The organism is Acinetobacter sp. NyZ410, assembly GCF_022828975.1.
In the GTDB taxonomy this organism is placed as follows: Bacteria; Pseudomonadota; Gammaproteobacteria; order Pseudomonadales; family Moraxellaceae; genus Acinetobacter; species Acinetobacter guillouiae.
On record NZ_CP094620.1, the window covers coordinates 1,979,222 to 1,994,923 of the forward strand.

Genomic DNA, 15,702 nt, shown 5'->3' on the forward strand with positions numbered 1-15,702 from the left:
TGGTTTTTAAGTAGAAAAACGCTGAATATATTATGAACACAACAATAATTCCCTATCAAACACGGGCAACCTTATTGCAATTAGAGCCTAGTACCGATTTAAACTGGGAACAGGTTTTGTGTGATGTTTTTGATGAAGCCAATATCGAAGTACGTGAAGAAATTGAGCGTCAAATTTTAAGACCGAAAGAAATTCAATGGAACAAAGGCAATAACAGCTTCGAATTTAAAATCATAAATTCATTAGAAAATTTAAAATATAGCTTTGAAAATGAGCGAATGCGTTCCATTGCAACCAAATTGAGCAACTCAATCAATTGGTTAAAAAATATTACCGATAGTATTCAGATCGCAGACTATTTAGAAAATGCGTTGTATCAAATTGATTTGATTTCGGTGGATGATCATCTAAATTTGCAGCGAGAGAAATTACTGATTCGCCGTGTTTTTTTACAAGATGTGGCGAAATTGATCCGCACAATAAATATTGAAGCGCCAGCAGGTATCCGTAACTTAACTTCTGATCAAATTAAATGTTTTATTATTGAAGTGTTTATTAAACAACAATTATTGGGCTATTGGTTTAAGCCCTTATTGACCAAATCATCTGAATTAATGAAACGTCCTTTTTTTAAGTATTTTATTTTAAGAGAACAACGGATTCGTAAGTTTGATATTGTTAAAACCTCTGAATTTATCTATTTAATCGCACCAATTGAAAATTTTGAACAGAATCCTTATTCAATTCGGCGTTTTTTGTTTGAAGAAAATATTGAATATAAAAATCAGGTCTATGTAACGGGTTTGGTACTTGATACCGATCAAATGAGTGAAAGTGAATATCGAGATAGCACTGATCTTTTGATTCAGAAAATGGTCACAATTCAGCATCAAGTTCATAGGGATGTGATTGAAATTGTAGAAGAATTTGAGGATTTTACAGAAAATAAACTCTTGCCATTTTTAATGGAACCACTTGGAATGGTGGGGAAAAATAGTGATACTGTTGCACAAAATCATATCAAAACCATTGAACAATTGCTCACGGCCAATATATTGATGCCGTTAAGAAATGCGGTTAAAAGTGATTTATCACATATTGAAGAATTTGAATATTTGTTTATGAGTGTGCATCGAATATTTTCTGAAATTTTATCGCATTATCGTGACTTTAAAGAACAACCCGCATTATTTTTTAATTCTCATGTACAACTGTTTGAATATCGTTTGCTGGCATATCTAAAGCTATTGGAAAAGCGTAAAGATGAAATTTTTATTCCAATGAGTCAGCGAGAGTGGCAAGTGATGCATGAACGCTCTCAACAACCGATTAGAAAACTTCAAGAAATTATCGCTGAGCAAGTGAAGGATTATAGGGCTTTAGACAGCTATGTTAAGCAATTAAAGAATGAACAACATGAAGTAGAAGGCTCACTGTTAAAAAAAATGATCAAAGGCGGGAAAGTTGAAAAGGATATTGTTCAAGCAAACCATGCCGCAATGTTGATAAAAAAACAAACCTATTTAGAGGTATTAACTGTTCCTAAAGGTTTAGCAAAATATAGTGTATTTATTGAGTTTGAAAGCCTGACTTCAATGAGTGAATTGGAGCGCCATTACGCATTTCCTTCAGGGGACAATGGCATTATTCGCTTTCCTTATTTAATGAAGCTGCCTGAAAATTTAGCTGATTTTGATTTGGAGGAGTTTAATGCGTCGATTAATGATGATTAACGCGCGTGTTAGGGACTGAGTAGAAAGCTCAGACTGAGCGCGATAATGGGGTTTTTAACGATACAATATCAGCTTTATTTTTGTTTTTGTCTGGTTTAATTTTGTTCTAATCTACTTTATTTTTCCAGTTCCGCTGGTAAAGTCAATATCAATAGTAAAAATCTACATAGATGCAAAAAACTAAAATGGCTGAAATATTGTTTAGAGATCAAGGCATAATTTAAAATAAAATAGCCAGTATGACAAAATATTATAAAAATGTATCACGATTTGATTTCAACTAAATGAGAATTACATTACAATTATGGGGTTTAAAAATCCATGTCTAGATATACATAAATAGAGGACGTATCTGTGAGCAAAGACACTATCATCGCCCTACATGCAGAGCACCAAGGTCGCTGGAAAAACCGTGAAGAAATCGCGGAACGTATGATTGCATTAATCGGTCAATTATACCGTGAAAAAAACATTGTGACTTCTGTGTACGGTCGTTCTTTAGTGAACCGTTCAGTAATTCAAATCCTTAAAGCGCACCGTCGTACACGTATGATGGATGTTGAGCTTTCTGTTGTACATACTTTCCCTATTTTAGAAGCTTTAGCGAAATTAGATAATATTGGTTCTGCTGAAGTTGATTTAGGTAAACTTGCAGTTGAATACAAAGAAAAGGGCGGCGATATTGATGCATTTGTTGCTCAAGCTGTTCAATCTTTAGAAGGTCGTCCTGCGCAAGTTGAGCCTAAAGATGTTGTTCTTTATGGTTTTGGTCGTATTGGCCGTATTTTAGCGCGTTTAATCATTAGCCAATCAGGTCTTGGCCGTGGTTTAAGCCTTAAAGCGATCGTTGTACGTAAATCATCTGATGGTGATTTAGAAAAACGTGCTTCATTGTTACGTCGTGACTCAATTCATGGTCCATTTGCAGGAACGATTTCTGTTGATGAGCAAAATGAAGCAATCATTGCAAATGGTAATTTTATCAAAGTGATCTATGCGTCTAGCCCTGCTGAAGTTGATTACACAGCTTATGGTATCGACAATGCACTAGTGATTGATAACACAGGTAAATGGCGTGATATCGATGGTTTATCTCAACATCTTAAATGTCCTGGCGTAAGTCGTGTTGTGCTTACAGCGCCTGGTAAAGGTGACATGAAGAATGTCGTGTTTGGTGTTAACCAAGCGGACATCATTGATTCAGACAAAATCATTTCTGCTGCAAGCTGTACCACTAACGCGATCACACCAGTTTTGAAAGTGTTAGAAGACAAATACAAAGTGATTAATGGTCATGTGGAAACTGTTCACTCATTTACAAATGACCAGAACTTGATTGACAACTACCACAAAGCGGATCGCCGTGGCCGTGCTGCAACACTGAATATGGTTATTACAGAAACAGGTGCTGCAAAAGCTGTTGCGAAAGCATTACCTCAGTTACAAGGTAAATTAACAGGTAATTCAGTACGTGTTCCAACACCGAACGTTTCACTTGCTATTCTTAACTTAACACTTGAGAAAGAAGTAGATCGTGAAGAAGTGAACGAATATATTCGTCAAATCTCGATCAACTCTAACCTTCAAGGTCAAATTGGCTATACCAACTCTACAGAAGTTGTATCGTCTGACTTTATTGGTTCGCGTACAGCGGGTGTATTTGATGCACAAGCAACAATTACTTCTGGTAACCGTTTAACAGCTTACGTTTGGTACGATAACGAAGTTGGTTATAGCTGCCAAGTATTGCGTATTGCTGAACAAGTATGTGGCGTAAGCTATCCGAAAGTACCGGCTGAAACAAATGCATAATTTGTAAGAGTCGTCGAAAAGGAGCTTCAAATGAAGCTCCTTTTTTTATATTCAAAATTGATGATATATGGTTAAATTCAAATGAAAATTACCAGTTATCTCAGCAATTTGACTAAAAAAATTGATTAAGAAATTAGAGAAAAGCTAAATGAACAATAATTTATCTATTTTCGGGCTAGGTGTTATAGGCTCATTAACTGTGGCAAGTGCATCAGCAAATACTGCACTTGATTTAACACCTATGTTGCAGGATCGTTTTGAAAAAAATTGTGCGATTCGTCAACAGTTCGATTTTTATACTCATGATGATGAGATTCAGGCAATTTTAATGAATCAGGTGGTTAAGGATGAAGTAGAAGAGCAAGCGGCTTACGTCAGCAGAAATTTTAGTTTAAAAAATACGACTTATAGGGGATTAGTCGTAAATAAAATTGAGTTTTTATGGGGACGTGGTTTGACTTTGAGTGAGACGTTGTACTTTGATCTTCCAACGGCTTCAGCCAAGCAGCAATTTAATAAGATTAAAAGCAATATACAGCAACCAGCTAAAGCTGCAAATTTTGTAATGACTGGAGAGGGCAAGAGTGATGCAATTGCTATCTGTTCTTGGCTTGATAAAAATGGACATCAATAGCGTTATTGTGAATTAAGTTTTGGGATGATTTCTAAAAGTGATGAAACTTTTACTATCACATAGAAATAGGTGTATGACGAGCAAGTTGGCAATGCCAAACTTTACATTTAAAGTTTAAATTGCTTCGCTTAGGTGATGCCTTAAGATAGAAAGACTATCGATGGTTTCATCAATATTTAAAACGATACAAGTATTAAATGCTCATTTTTGACTAATGCAAAAAGTCTAATAAAAGCTATTTTATATAAAGTAATTTGCATCAATGGAAAATCACATGAAGAAAAAGATATTACTGAGCATGCTGTTACTGCTAACGGGAGCTACACATGCCAAATCCCTAGAATTACGTCCTTTATTAAAAGACCGTTTTGAACAAAACTGTGCAATTCGGCAGCAATATGATTTTCATAATGAAGATACAGAACTGATTGCACCACTTGGATACTATACGATTGATGTAAAATATGTGGATAAACAGGTATATGACTCAACCACTTATAAATTAAAAAATGTCACTTATGCTGACATTCCTATTCGCAAAATAGAATTTAGTTTTGGTCGTCCAGCGCAACAATACAATGAATATTTATATTTTGATCTGAGTACTACAACAGCAAAGCAGCGATTTAAAACTCTAAAATTCAATCAAAATCATGAAAAAGGTGATGTGAGTGTTGAGTATAAAAATAATACAGCAATTGTGCAGTGCTATTGGTTAGCTGATTTTTCGAAATAATCCGTAGATTAAATATCAATTGTTTATTAATTAAACAAAATTCTTCGACTTTTATACATAAAAACGCATATTAATTCACATAAGTATTTAAAATAAAAAATAATTAAGGATAAAAATTAAGGACAGGATTTTGCAGTTGAAGCAAGTTATGGCAGGAGTTGCCTTTATTCTTATTGCTACAGTGTGTGGTGTGTTGATTGCAATCTGGGTATTTAAACATTTTAATATTTATATTCCACTTGAAAATCAAGCTGTACGTATCGATTTAAAAGAGCCTTTACAAGCCAAGGTACAAATTCATGACGCATTAGATGTGGATGTCAAAGGAAAAGTGAAAGCTGAAATTCCTATTCATGAAAAGCTAAACTTACCGATTACACAAACCTTAACCCCACATGTGTATTTTGACAATGAAGTCCCAATTCAAACCACAATTCCTGTGAATGAAGTGATCAAAATCAATCAGGATATGCCGATTGATACCAAAGTTAAAGTCACTGTTTTAGGCAAAGATATTACTTTACCATTAAAAGGGAACATCCCGATTCATATGGATGTGCCGATTAATTTACAAGTACCACTCAACCAAAATATTCATTTAAAGTTTGATGCGCCTGTAAAGGTTTTACTTAAAGAAAATTTACATGTGCCACTTGATGCGACATTAAAAACCAATATTCCAATTCAAGGCCACCTCAATGTTCCAATTAAATCAGCACTTCAAGCAACAGTAGATGTTCAAAATACATTACCGGTAAAAATTGAAAAAGGGCAGCTTAAAATTCCGCTCAATAGTTTAAGGCTATCACGTCGCGATCATCCGCCAGTAGAACCACAACAACCACAGTCCGAAGTTTTAAAATAGGGTGGTATGGAAATGTGGATCTTTAAATCTATACGAAATTTGTTGTTCACTTTTATCAGCGTCGTGTTGCTCATTGCACTGTGCGTTTGGTTATATTTGAATATTCATGCCTCAATGCAGGTTTCTGCACAAAGCGCACAAATTCAATTGTCGGAATCTTTACCGACAAAAATCCATGTGGGGAATTATTTACAAACACATGCACAAGGCGCTTTAGATACTGAGTTGACGATTGACCGTGAGTTGGCTTTACCTTTAAAAGGCAAATATTTGGCTAATTTAAGCTTTGTTGTGACAACGCCGATTGAGGTTGAGCTTGATTATGAGACTGATATTCAAATTGAAACACTAATGCCATTAGAAACAACCACGGATTTGGTTTATCAAAATAAACTGTTGCCTCAATTTCCTTTAAAAGTGGATATTCCGATTAAACTTTCGGTGCCATTTAAGTTAAAACGACGTTATCAAGTTCCGATCAAAATTATGTTTGATGGGCCTGTTTATTTAGAATTTGATGAAGTGATTCATTTATATGTTAAGCATAAACTTAAGCCAATACTGAATATTAATGATCCAATGACGATGAAAAAAATTGCGGTGTTCCGTGCAACCATGTACAACACAGAAAGACAGTCCCTCGCAGATCTGGAGATGAATATCGATTTTCCTATCAAAAATATTCATCCTTAATTACTCAGTAGAGCATGGGCTTAAATTTTGTATTTAAGCCCATGCTCATCTTTAAAATACCTAAAATAAAGCTTTAACCTGATCCTGAATATGCGTTGTTTTACGACCAATCAAATGTTCCAAGTCTTTACTTTCACTATACATTGCACCATTTACAGTCTGTACATCTGCGTCAACAATAACTGCTACCAGTGCTTGGGGTAACCCTGCCGTAAGCAGTGCCTGAGTATAATCTTCTGGGCTGATATCTTGATACTGTATAGTTTTACCTGATGCCAAAGCGATATAAGAGGCTAAATCTGCAAGGGTAAAATGATTTGAACCTGCAAGCTCATAAGTTTTATTTTCATGACCTGCAGAAGCAAGGACTTTGGCCGCAGCTTCGGCATAATCTAAACGAGAAGCTGAACTGATTTTTCCATTTTGAGCGCTGCCGTAAAGTGTTCCTGTTTCCGCAGTATGCTTAACGTTGCCAAGATAATTTTCGTTATACCAATTGTTGCGTAAAAAAGTATATTTCAAACCGCTTTGCAGAATGAGAGCTTCTGTTTCACGATGTTCTTGTGCTAAACCGAGTGGGTTATCTGTTGCATTGAGTAAGCTGGTATAGGCAATGTATTCAACTTTGGCTGCGACAGCTGCCTCTATAACTGCTTTATGCTGAGGCGTTCGACGACCAATTTCATTGGCTGAAATTAAAAGTAATTTATCTATGTGGTTTAATGCAGGTATCAATGTTTCAGGTTGATCATAGTTAAATAGGCGAAGTTCAATCCCTTGTTGTTTAAGCGACTGTGCTTTATCTATATTTCGAACCAGCGCTACAATATTTTCAGCGGCAGTATGTTGAAGTAAGGCTTGGATCACCAATTGTCCAAGTTGGCCCGTTGCACCTGTAATTGCGATTTTCATAATTTCACCTTTAAATATGATTTAAATTGGATGTTTTTTAAACTTGATGTTATGATCATAATCATTAAACTTACTATATGTAAGTACGTACCTAAAAGTAAGCTAATTACTGTGTAGAGAGAATTTATGAGCATCTATGCTTCAAGTGATTTAATTGGTCAAGTTTTATCCAGTCAGTGCCCATCTAGAGAAATATTGGAGCATTTAACTAGCAAATGGTCTGTATTGGTTTTACGTTGTTTAAATGATGGCGTACAACGTTTTAGCGAACTGCGTAATCGAATTGAGGGAATCAGCGAAAAAATGCTTGCACAGACATTAAAAGTGCTTGAACAAGATGGCTTTATATTGAGAACGGTTTACCCTGAAGTACCACCCAAAGTAGAGTATCAATTGACGATTTTAGGTGCACAAGCGGCTGAAAAATTAAACTATTTGATTGGTTGGATCGAGCGCAGTTTGCCCGATATCTTAGAGAATAAACAGAGATTGCAAAAGTAAAACTCAGTTGATTTTATACTCACCAAGAACTTGATCGCTAAGTGAGTATATTGGAAGGGAGGGAGGCCTTATTCTTGAGGATGATTCTCTTTTGCCGTAGCTTTTAAAGCGACTAATCCTGTTATGATTGCACCAATGGTGGCTAAGAACATATCCTTATGCGCATCCCATATATCACCTTGTTGCCCATTGTAGTTTTCAGCTTCTTCTGGGGATAGGCCAATGGCAATCCACCATTCAATCAATTCATAAAATAAACTGGTTGCCATAACAAATTGAATGACCAATAAAAATAAGGTTTTAGGCTTTAAGCTTGGTAACCACACTTGGAAAATTCGGTAGAAAAATGGGTAAAGAAATAAGCCATAGAATAAGTGTACAAAGCGGTCAAACATGTTACGTGTCCACCCCATTGCTTGATTGAGATCAAAGTGTAAGTATTTGATTGACCAATCATTATAAGGCACATAAGAATAAAGATAATGTGCAGCAATCACATGAATCACCAAGAAGAGGATGTACAATAAAAATGATGAAAATGTCAGCCCTATTTTCTTTAAACAGAAAAATAGAACAATCAGCATGAGCAAGGTGCCAATCTGATGCAGCATGTAGGATGGATATTCTAAAGGATTGATACTGGCAAGAATGATTGCGATTGCAAGAATAGCAAGAACAAGCCAATGTTTTTTTGTTAAGGCATGATAAATCATTATGGTATTTTCTAAAAATTATTACTGCGCATTGTAATCAAAAAGCAAAAAAATGCGAAGCATTGGCTTCGCATTTTTAGGTCTTTTAGAAGATTAAAAGCTTAGATTTTATCAATCAAATCTTTAATTTGTTTGGCTTGATCCGCAGCATTACCCGTGTAAGTCGCAGGGCTCATTTCAGCCAAACGTGCGCGATCAGCAGCAGGTACGGCTTCAAGTTCAGTGCCATTGACAAAATCAACCATCATGTCACGTGTCATCGCTTGACCGCGAGTCAATGCTTTTAATTTTTCATATGGTTTTTCAACTGCATAACGACGCATTACAGTTTGGATTGGTTCAGCCAATACTTCTTGAGCATGATCAAGGTCTTCAAGAATACGTGTTGCATTAAGCTCAAGTTTACCAATACCTTTTGAACATGCTTCAAAAGCAATTAAACTTTGTGCCAAGCCAACACCCATGTTACGCAATACAGTCGAGTCTGTAAGATCACGCTGCCAACGAGAAATTGGTAATTTTTCGCCTAAGTGGGCTAATACTGCATTGGCAATGCCCAAGTTACCTTCAGAGTTTTCAAAATCAATTGGATTGACTTTGTGAGGCATTGTAGAAGAACCGACTTCACCTTCTTTTAAACGTTGTTTAAAGAAGCCTAAAGAGATATAGCCCCAAACGTCACGGTTAAAGTCGATTAAAATTGTGTTAAAACGACGTAAAGCATCGAACAATTCCGCGATGTAATCGTGTGGTTCGATTTGAGTTGTATAAGGGTTGAAACTTAAACCGAGTGATTCAACAAATGCTTGCGAGTGAGCAGGCCAGTTGATTTCAGGATAAGCAGAGTAGTGCGCGTTGTAGTTACCTACCGCACCATTAATTTTGCCTAATAATTCAACTTGTTTAAACTGTTTGATTTGACGCGCTAAACGATATGCAACGTTGGCCATTTCTTTACCCAAAGTGGTTGGGCTCGCAGTTTGACCATGGGTACGTGATAGCATTGGTTGTTCTGCATGTGTTTCAGCTAAAGCCACAATAGAATCAACAATTTGTTGCATAGCAACAACTAACACTTCACGACCATTTTTCAACATCAAAGCGTGAGAAAGGTTGTTGATGTCTTCTGAAGTACAAGCAAAGTGAATAAATTCGCCTGCATTTTTAAGCTCATCAATATGTGCAATTTTTTCTTTTAAGAAATATTCAACCGCTTTTACATCATGGTTAGTGGTGCGTTCAATTTCTTTAATACGGTTAGCATCATCTTCCGAAAATTGAGTAACAATGGCATCTAAAGCTGTATTGGTTGCAGTAGAAAAAGCTGGAACTTCTGTGATTTCAGGACGATTTGCAAGCGCTTGTAACCATCGCACTTCAACAGTCACACGAGCATGGATTAGACCAAACTCAGAGAGGTAAGGGCGTAATACATCACATTTGCTTGCATAGCGTCCGTCTAGTGGAGAAAGTGCGGTTAAAGCGTTCATAAAGATTCCTTAAATTTTGGAATTAGAGCGAATGGCGTAACTCGAACAGTATCAAATTAAACAACCTGATATTGTAATCGAGCAAGATCTTGAATATCTTGAAGAAGTTTACGTTTGCTAAAGATCATATTCCATGAACTACCACCTAATTGACGCCATAGGTGAGCCATTTGTAAGCCTGTGAATAAACTGGCACGGATACGATTGGTATGTGCAGAGTCTTTAAAGGCTTCTGCATTACCACGGACTAGAATTCGAGGGTTAATTTGACCAGCAGTGTCGACATAGGTTTGCGCTAAATTGGCAATGATACTTGGATGTAAATAGTTATTATCAAAAAAAGACAGCTGTTTTAATATTTTTTGTTGAGATTGTTCAATAATTTCAACAAACTTTGGATTGCTATAAACTTTTTTTTCCAAGGCCAATAATGACATGGCATAAGTCATTGGCAGTTTTGCATTGGCAATTTTAGGAATTCTAGATTTCGGTGATGTCGAGAAAGGTTGCATAATACTACTTTCTAAAGCTTTTAAACCTAAGGAAATGTCTGCCAATTGATTGAAGAAGTCTAAAGTTTGACCTGATGAATTGGCAGTGGCACGGATATTGAGGCTGGCTTTGATGAGCTGTTCAAAATAGAAATTACCACTTTCACCAATACTTTGACGCCCTGACATTGCAGTCATATGCGTCAGCTGTGTTGCTTGAAACACAGCTGCTAACGCCAAAGCTCGGTTTTGGCGTTGATTCAAAGTTTGAGGCTGTTGAAAGGGCAACTCAACCATGCCTAAATTCCTTTAAATAATTTTTAATCATTACTCAATAAAATCTGGTTTTGGTGCATTGGTATGATGAATCACACCCCCACCTAAACAGACTTCATCGACATAGAAAACAACACTTTGTCCCGGTGTTACGGCACGCTGTGCTTCATCAAATTCGACACGAACACCATTTGGCGTGTTTGCATCTTTATAAATTGTACATGCTTGATCAGGTTGACGGTAACGAGTTTTTGCCGTGCATCGGAAACCTGTGTCTGGAATGGCTTGTTCACCTGCAACCCAGTCAATTGTTTCAGACCATAAAATGGTACTCTGCATCAGTGGGTGTTCATGACCTTGTCCAACCACAAGACGATTACCTTCGATGTCTTTATGTAGAACAAACCAAGCACCTTCTTCTGCGCCTTTGAGTCCACCTAAACCAATACCACCACGCTGACCGAGCGTATAGTACATTAAGCCGTGATGATCACCAACCTCTTTTCCTGTATCTAAGACAATTTTCCCGGGTTGAGCCGGTAAATATTGTTTTAAGAAGTCATTAAAACGGCGTTCACCAATAAAGCAAATCCCAGTGGAATCTTTTTTCTTGGCAGTGGCTAAACCCAGTTCTTCCGCAATTTTACGTACTTGTGGTTTTTCAATCTCACCAACAGGGAACAAGGTCTTATTGATTTCACGACCATGAACCGCGTGAAGAAAATAAGTTTGATCTTTGTTATTGTCTACACCACGTAATAAAGGCGCATATTGATCACCTTTTGAATTGGTGGTTGTTTCGCCACGACGACAATAATGTCCAGTTGCAATAAAATCCGCGCCTAAATTAACAGCATGATCTAAGAATGCGCGGAATTTAATTTCTTTATTACATAGAATATCTGGGTTTGGTGTACGACCAGCGGCATATTCTGCTAAGAAATGTTCAAAAACGCGATCCCAATATTCCATTGCAAAATTTGCAGTATGAAGTTTGATCCCAATTTTGTCACACACCGCTTGTGCGTCAGCAAGGTCATCCATTGCGGTACAATATTCCGTGCCATCATCTTCTTCCCAGTTTTTCATGAAAAGCCCTTCAACTTGATATCCTTGTTGAAGTAAAAGTGCAGCAGAAACAGATGAATCTACACCACCCGACATACCGACGATGACACGTTGTTGCATAGGATTAGGCATCCAAATTTGAAATTAAAGGAGAGTTTTGGTGCTCATAGATGAGCGAAAGTGGGTATTTTTGCCCAGAAAGTGCATCTTGTACAGCTTTAATGACCAAAGGACTTCTGGCGCGAGCAGATTCAAGCAGTTCTTCAAGTGTCATCCATTGTGGACCAATGATATCTGTATCCAGTTGTGCGTCTGGAAAGTATTCAGTCACATGTGCTAAAAAGCAAAATCTAAAATAAGTGCGGTCTGGAAACATGGGTGGGGTATAGGTATAGATCCCCAGTAATGAATTGATTTCTACTGCATATCCTGTCTCTTCCATGGTTTCACGTAACGCAGCTTGAATAATAGTTTCACCACATTCAACATGCCCGGCGGGTTGATTGAACACAGTATGGCTTACACCTTCGGTATATTCTTCTACAAAAAGAAATTTTCCATCTTTTTCTACAACTGTTGCAACAGTAACGTGGGGTGTCCAAGCGGTCATGACCAGCACCAAGGGAGATAAAGCATTATTCTACAAAATTTAGCACGTGGTGGCTATGTTCATGCGGATTTTCTTTGATCATCCTAAGCGGAGATGTATCCACAATATGCTCAAAATACTTCTGGGCAAGTTTGCTTATCTTGCATTTGGAGCTGAAATCTCAGCGCTTTAACTGATTAATCTATTATTTTATATCAGCTTGTTATAGGTCAGAATGTTTCACATAAAAATTACTATATAAACTGATGTATTTGGCTCTATCGATCCAGCTCAATATACGACTAGAATATTCATGTGCAGATGTGTTAAGTGTAATACGCGATATGTTTGTATGATTATTGGACTTAATACCCAACACAGAATTAAATACATTCGCTATTTACGGATGTACACCACTCAAACATAAAAGACTTTATTTGTTTGAATCTACTGTATCGTCGAATGTTTTTTGGATAGAATTAAAAGACATTGGCTATAAAAGATAGTCAAATCAAAAAAGCTTGAATTGGGGCTTGATCAAGCAACGTTTTATACAGGTAAAGCCAGTTCTTGTTTTAAGATCGCTTAGCCATTCCAATTCTTGGGCATACAATAGGATTTAAAAAGTATGATAAAGAAATTATTATGTATACCTTTAGGTGTATTACTGATCACTGGGTGTGCTTCAAATCCTAATGACGCCACTTCAAATGTAGGTACACAGGGATTATTAATTTGCCAGCCAAGTGAACTTTGTCCAATCGTCACTGTGGTGTGGAATGAGACACATAAAGACTTTTTAAAGGTGAAACTTAGCTTAAATAGCGCCTATACCAAATATAATATTGAAAAAGTTGTATTTAGTGATGGTGCAAAAAGTCACTCATTTAATGTGATTGGGCCAACTGAAATTGATTTTGCATTTAAAGCAAATCGTTCTCGTAACAGCGTGCTTATTCCAGTCAACCTAATGGGGGACTTCAAAGGCTCGCAAAATATCTTTATGGAAATACATACAGATCAAGGTGTGATTACCCGCTATATTTTAAAAGACAATGTCAAAGCACCAGTATTTGAAGAATTAACCAAATACTACAAGGTCTCTGAATAGCGGTTTGATCCAAAATGTAATGCCTAATTCCACTGTAGTTCAGTGGAATTAGATTTACTTGAGCAACATGTATTTAAATAACAAGTACGCTTTTAAGCATGCCTAGGTATTTGCTTTAATCCTATGGTTAATCGTTCGCTTCTAAATAATGATTTGCTACTTTGACATAGTGTCTTGCTGAATAAGGCAAAAATTCCTTTTCTTTGTCAGTTAAAGGGCGAACCTTTTGCACTGGGCTTCCTACATAGAGATAACCACTTTCTAAGCGCTTACGCGGTGGAACCAGTGAGCCTGCACCAATCATGACATCATCTTCAATCACCACATCATCTAGAACAATTGTATTAATTCCCACTAAAACCCGGTTGCCAATGGTACAACCATGTAAGGTGACATGATGTCCAATGGTCACATCTTCTCCAATCACTAAAGGTGAGCCATTGGGTTTAGCATCATTTTTATGACTGACATGTAACATGCAATGGTCTTGTACATTAGAATAACGGCCAATTTTAATGTGATTGACATCAGCACGAATCACCGCAAAAGGCCAAACCGATACATTCTCCGCCAAAGTTACTTCACCGATTACAACTGAGAGATCATCGATATAACAGGTTGAATCAATTTTAGGATGATGGCCTAAATACGAACGAATATTTTTTTTCATGTTGGCTTCCATGTCAAAAGCAAAATTTAACCAGTGTATTTTTACTGAGTATAAATTAAAAAGGCATCCAAATCTGTGATCAGGATGCCTGTGCTTTAGTCTAATAAATTCAATATTAGGTTTAAGCGGATAACTTAGAACAAGTTGCTAAAGAACATTTTGATATGGTCGATCAAGCGAGAGAAGAAGCCTGCTTCTTCTACAGCTTTTAACGCCACTAATGGTTTTTCAGCAATCACTTTACCATCTAAAGTTGCTGTTAATTTACCAACAACTTGACCTTGTTTTAATGGTGCATTTAAGTTGGGTTGAACAGTGACTTGTGTTTTGATGGCATTGGCTTGACCTTTAGGCATGGTCACATTGAAGTTTTCAGCTAAACCAATTTGTACATCATTTTCTTTACCAAAATAAACTTTTGCTTTAGCAAGCACTTGATTTGCAGGTTGAACACTGACTGTTTCAAAGTTTGAATAACCCCAAGCTAACAATGAGCGTGTTTGGCTGGCACGTTCATTCATCGATGGTGCACCAAAAATCACAGAAATCAAACGCATTGGGCCGCGTTTTGAAGATGTGGTTAAGCAATAACCTGCTTCATCGGTATGACCTGTTTTTAAGCCATCAACACTTGGGTCGGTATACAGTAAGGCATTACGGTTACCTTGTTTAATCCCGTTGAAGGTAAATTCTTTTTCAGAATAAATAGGATAATATTTTGAACTGTCATGAATGATATGTTTAGCAAGTACCGCCATATCTTTTGCAGTTGAGTAATGACCCTCAGCAGGCATACCCGTTGCATTGATAAAGTGTGTATTGACCATACCTACACGTTTGGCTTCTTGGTTCATTGCATAGGCAAATGAACCCTCATTACCTGAAATATGTTCAGCCATTGCTTTAGATGCATCATTACCCGACTGGATAATAATGCCTCGTAACATTTCTAAAACTGTTGCAGTACCATTTAACGGCACATACATACAAGATTCAGTACTGCTACCACGACACCATGCAGACTCATTCATGCGAACTTTTTCACTTTCGGTCAGTTCGCCTTTAAGAAGTTTTTGCTCAATGATGTAACTCGTCATCATTTTCGTCATCGAAGCAGGTGCTAATTTTTCATTTTCATTCTTCGATGCAAGAATTTGACCTGTCTCATAGTCCATTAAGACATACGATTTATTATTTAATTCTGGCGGAGTGGTTAAGACGGTTGCTGCATAAGAAAATGAAGGTAAAAGTAATAATGCAGCAATGGCGCTTTTTCGAGTCATTCTAGGTCGTTCCAATCGTTATATGAGCACAAACAGGCTAGCATTTTAGGGCAAAGCAAAGCCGACTTCTATAAGGAAAGTCGGCTTATTTCTTACTTATTGTAACTAATTCAATATTTGTTGGA

The 15,702-nt window shown here is 36.9% G+C and carries 16 protein-coding genes; 8 read left to right on the forward strand and 8 right to left on the reverse strand.

Features of this window, described 5'->3' with window-relative positions:
- Nucleotides 1-32 precede the first annotated feature (32 nt).
- From MTO68_RS09195 to MTO68_RS09220, 6 genes are all read left to right on the forward strand, one after another.
- A complete protein-coding gene (locus tag MTO68_RS09195; protein WP_244015706.1) occupies nucleotides 33-1,733 on the forward strand; it encodes a hypothetical protein in 1,701 nt (566 codons plus the stop codon).
- Nucleotides 1,734-2,087: 354 nt separating this feature from the next.
- Nucleotides 2,088-3,545: a glyceraldehyde-3-phosphate dehydrogenase gene (locus MTO68_RS09200; RefSeq protein ID WP_004721304.1), complete on the forward strand. Its 1,458-nt coding sequence runs from the start codon at nucleotides 2,088-2,090 to the stop codon at nucleotides 3,543-3,545.
- 148 nt (nucleotides 3,546-3,693) lie between these two features.
- On the forward strand, nucleotides 3,694-4,179 hold the full coding sequence (locus MTO68_RS09205) for a hypothetical protein (RefSeq protein WP_244015707.1): 486 nt from the start codon (nucleotides 3,694-3,696) through the stop codon (nucleotides 4,177-4,179).
- 274 nt (nucleotides 4,180-4,453) lie between these two features.
- Nucleotides 4,454-4,915, forward strand: coding sequence for a hypothetical protein (locus tag MTO68_RS09210; RefSeq protein WP_244015708.1), 462 nt, complete (start codon nucleotides 4,454-4,456; stop codon nucleotides 4,913-4,915).
- Between the two features lie 130 nt (nucleotides 4,916-5,045).
- Complete coding sequence (locus MTO68_RS09215) at nucleotides 5,046-5,780, forward strand: hypothetical protein (RefSeq protein ID WP_056512445.1); 735 nt, start codon at nucleotides 5,046-5,048, stop codon at nucleotides 5,778-5,780.
- Between the two features lie 12 nt (nucleotides 5,781-5,792).
- Nucleotides 5,793-6,473, forward strand: a complete 681-nt coding sequence (locus MTO68_RS09220) for a hypothetical protein (protein WP_096733850.1) — start codon at nucleotides 5,793-5,795, stop codon at nucleotides 6,471-6,473.
- A gap of 60 nt (nucleotides 6,474-6,533) precedes the next feature.
- Here the strand turns inward: MTO68_RS09220 and MTO68_RS09225 are convergent, their stop codons facing one another.
- On the reverse strand, nucleotides 6,534-7,385 hold the full coding sequence (locus MTO68_RS09225) for an SDR family oxidoreductase (RefSeq protein WP_244015709.1): 852 nt from the start codon (nucleotides 7,383-7,385) through the stop codon (nucleotides 6,534-6,536).
- A gap of 126 nt (nucleotides 7,386-7,511) precedes the next feature.
- Here MTO68_RS09225 and MTO68_RS09230 point away from each other — a divergent pair, with 126 nt between their 5' ends.
- Nucleotides 7,512-7,886, forward strand: coding sequence for a helix-turn-helix domain-containing protein (locus MTO68_RS09230; RefSeq protein ID WP_004721299.1), 375 nt, complete (start codon nucleotides 7,512-7,514; stop codon nucleotides 7,884-7,886).
- 68 nt (nucleotides 7,887-7,954) lie between these two features.
- On the opposite strand, the gene MTO68_RS09235 is transcribed toward MTO68_RS09230, so the two are convergent.
- The 5 genes from MTO68_RS09235 to MTO68_RS09255 form a co-directional block, all read right to left on the reverse strand.
- Complete coding sequence (locus MTO68_RS09235) at nucleotides 7,955-8,599, reverse strand: DUF2238 domain-containing protein (protein WP_244015710.1); 645 nt, start codon at nucleotides 8,597-8,599, stop codon at nucleotides 7,955-7,957.
- Between the two features lie 101 nt (nucleotides 8,600-8,700).
- Nucleotides 8,701-10,089, reverse strand: a complete 1,389-nt coding sequence (gene purB / locus MTO68_RS09240) for an adenylosuccinate lyase (protein WP_244015711.1) — start codon at nucleotides 10,087-10,089, stop codon at nucleotides 8,701-8,703.
- Nucleotides 10,090-10,145: 56 nt separating this feature from the next.
- Nucleotides 10,146-10,877 (reverse strand): high frequency lysogenization protein HflD, encoded by a 732-nt coding sequence (gene hflD, locus MTO68_RS09245; protein ID WP_244015712.1) that lies wholly within the window; start codon nucleotides 10,875-10,877, stop codon nucleotides 10,146-10,148.
- Between the two features lie 30 nt (nucleotides 10,878-10,907).
- A complete protein-coding gene (gene mnmA, locus MTO68_RS09250) occupies nucleotides 10,908-12,044 on the reverse strand; it encodes a tRNA 2-thiouridine(34) synthase MnmA (RefSeq protein WP_034613669.1) in 1,137 nt (378 codons plus the stop codon).
- 4 nt (nucleotides 12,045-12,048) lie between these two features.
- Complete coding sequence (locus MTO68_RS09255; protein WP_004820704.1) at nucleotides 12,049-12,534, reverse strand: NUDIX hydrolase; 486 nt, start codon at nucleotides 12,532-12,534, stop codon at nucleotides 12,049-12,051.
- A 607-nt stretch (nucleotides 12,535-13,141) separates the two neighbouring features.
- Here MTO68_RS09255 and MTO68_RS09260 point away from each other — a divergent pair.
- A complete protein-coding gene (locus tag MTO68_RS09260; protein ID WP_004820707.1) occupies nucleotides 13,142-13,624 on the forward strand; it encodes a hypothetical protein in 483 nt (160 codons plus the stop codon).
- A 127-nt stretch (nucleotides 13,625-13,751) separates the two neighbouring features.
- Here the strand turns inward: MTO68_RS09260 and MTO68_RS09265 are convergent, their stop codons facing one another.
- On the reverse strand, nucleotides 13,752-14,294 hold the full coding sequence (locus MTO68_RS09265) for a gamma carbonic anhydrase family protein (protein WP_034613668.1): 543 nt from the start codon (nucleotides 14,292-14,294) through the stop codon (nucleotides 13,752-13,754).
- Nucleotides 14,295-14,428: 134 nt separating this feature from the next.
- Nucleotides 14,429-15,577, reverse strand: coding sequence for a D-alanyl-D-alanine carboxypeptidase PBP5/6 (dacC, locus tag MTO68_RS09270; RefSeq protein ID WP_004820709.1), 1,149 nt, complete (start codon nucleotides 15,575-15,577; stop codon nucleotides 14,429-14,431).
- Between the last annotated feature and the right edge of the window lie 125 nt (nucleotides 15,578-15,702).

What these genes read in the sequence shown, in the direction of transcription:
- MTO68_RS09195 (WP_244015706.1), top strand. Translation starts at nt 33, where the DNA reads ATGAACACAACAATAATTCCCTATCAAACACGGGCAACCTTATTGCAA.
- MTO68_RS09205 (WP_244015707.1), top strand. Translation starts at nt 3,694, where the DNA reads ATGAACAATAATTTATCTATTTTCGGGCTAGGTGTTATAGGCTCATTA.
- MTO68_RS09210 (WP_244015708.1), top strand. Translation starts at nt 4,454, where the DNA reads ATGAAGAAAAAGATATTACTGAGCATGCTGTTACTGCTAACGGGAGCT.
- MTO68_RS09220 (WP_096733850.1), top strand. Translation starts at nt 5,793, where the DNA reads ATGTGGATCTTTAAATCTATACGAAATTTGTTGTTCACTTTTATCAGC.
- MTO68_RS09225 (WP_244015709.1), bottom strand. Translation starts at nt 7,385, where the DNA reads ATGAAAATCGCAATTACAGGTGCAACGGGCCAACTTGGACAATTGGTG.
- MTO68_RS09230 (WP_004721299.1), top strand. Translation starts at nt 7,512, where the DNA reads ATGAGCATCTATGCTTCAAGTGATTTAATTGGTCAAGTTTTATCCAGT.
- MTO68_RS09235 (WP_244015710.1), bottom strand. Translation starts at nt 8,599, where the DNA reads ATGATTTATCATGCCTTAACAAAAAAACATTGGCTTGTTCTTGCTATT.
- purB (WP_244015711.1), bottom strand. Translation starts at nt 10,089, where the DNA reads ATGAACGCTTTAACCGCACTTTCTCCACTAGACGGACGCTATGCAAGC.
- hflD (WP_244015712.1), bottom strand. Translation starts at nt 10,877, where the DNA reads ATGGTTGAGTTGCCCTTTCAACAGCCTCAAACTTTGAATCAACGCCAA.
- mnmA (WP_034613669.1), bottom strand. Translation starts at nt 12,044, where the DNA reads ATGCAACAACGTGTCATCGTCGGTATGTCGGGTGGTGTAGATTCATCT.
- MTO68_RS09255 (WP_004820704.1), bottom strand. Translation starts at nt 12,534, where the DNA reads ATGACCGCTTGGACACCCCACGTTACTGTTGCAACAGTTGTAGAAAAA.
- MTO68_RS09260 (WP_004820707.1), top strand. Translation starts at nt 13,142, where the DNA reads ATGATAAAGAAATTATTATGTATACCTTTAGGTGTATTACTGATCACT.
- MTO68_RS09265 (WP_034613668.1), bottom strand. Translation starts at nt 14,294, where the DNA reads ATGAAAAAAAATATTCGTTCGTATTTAGGCCATCATCCTAAAATTGAT.
- dacC (WP_004820709.1), bottom strand. Translation starts at nt 15,577, where the DNA reads ATGACTCGAAAAAGCGCCATTGCTGCATTATTACTTTTACCTTCATTT.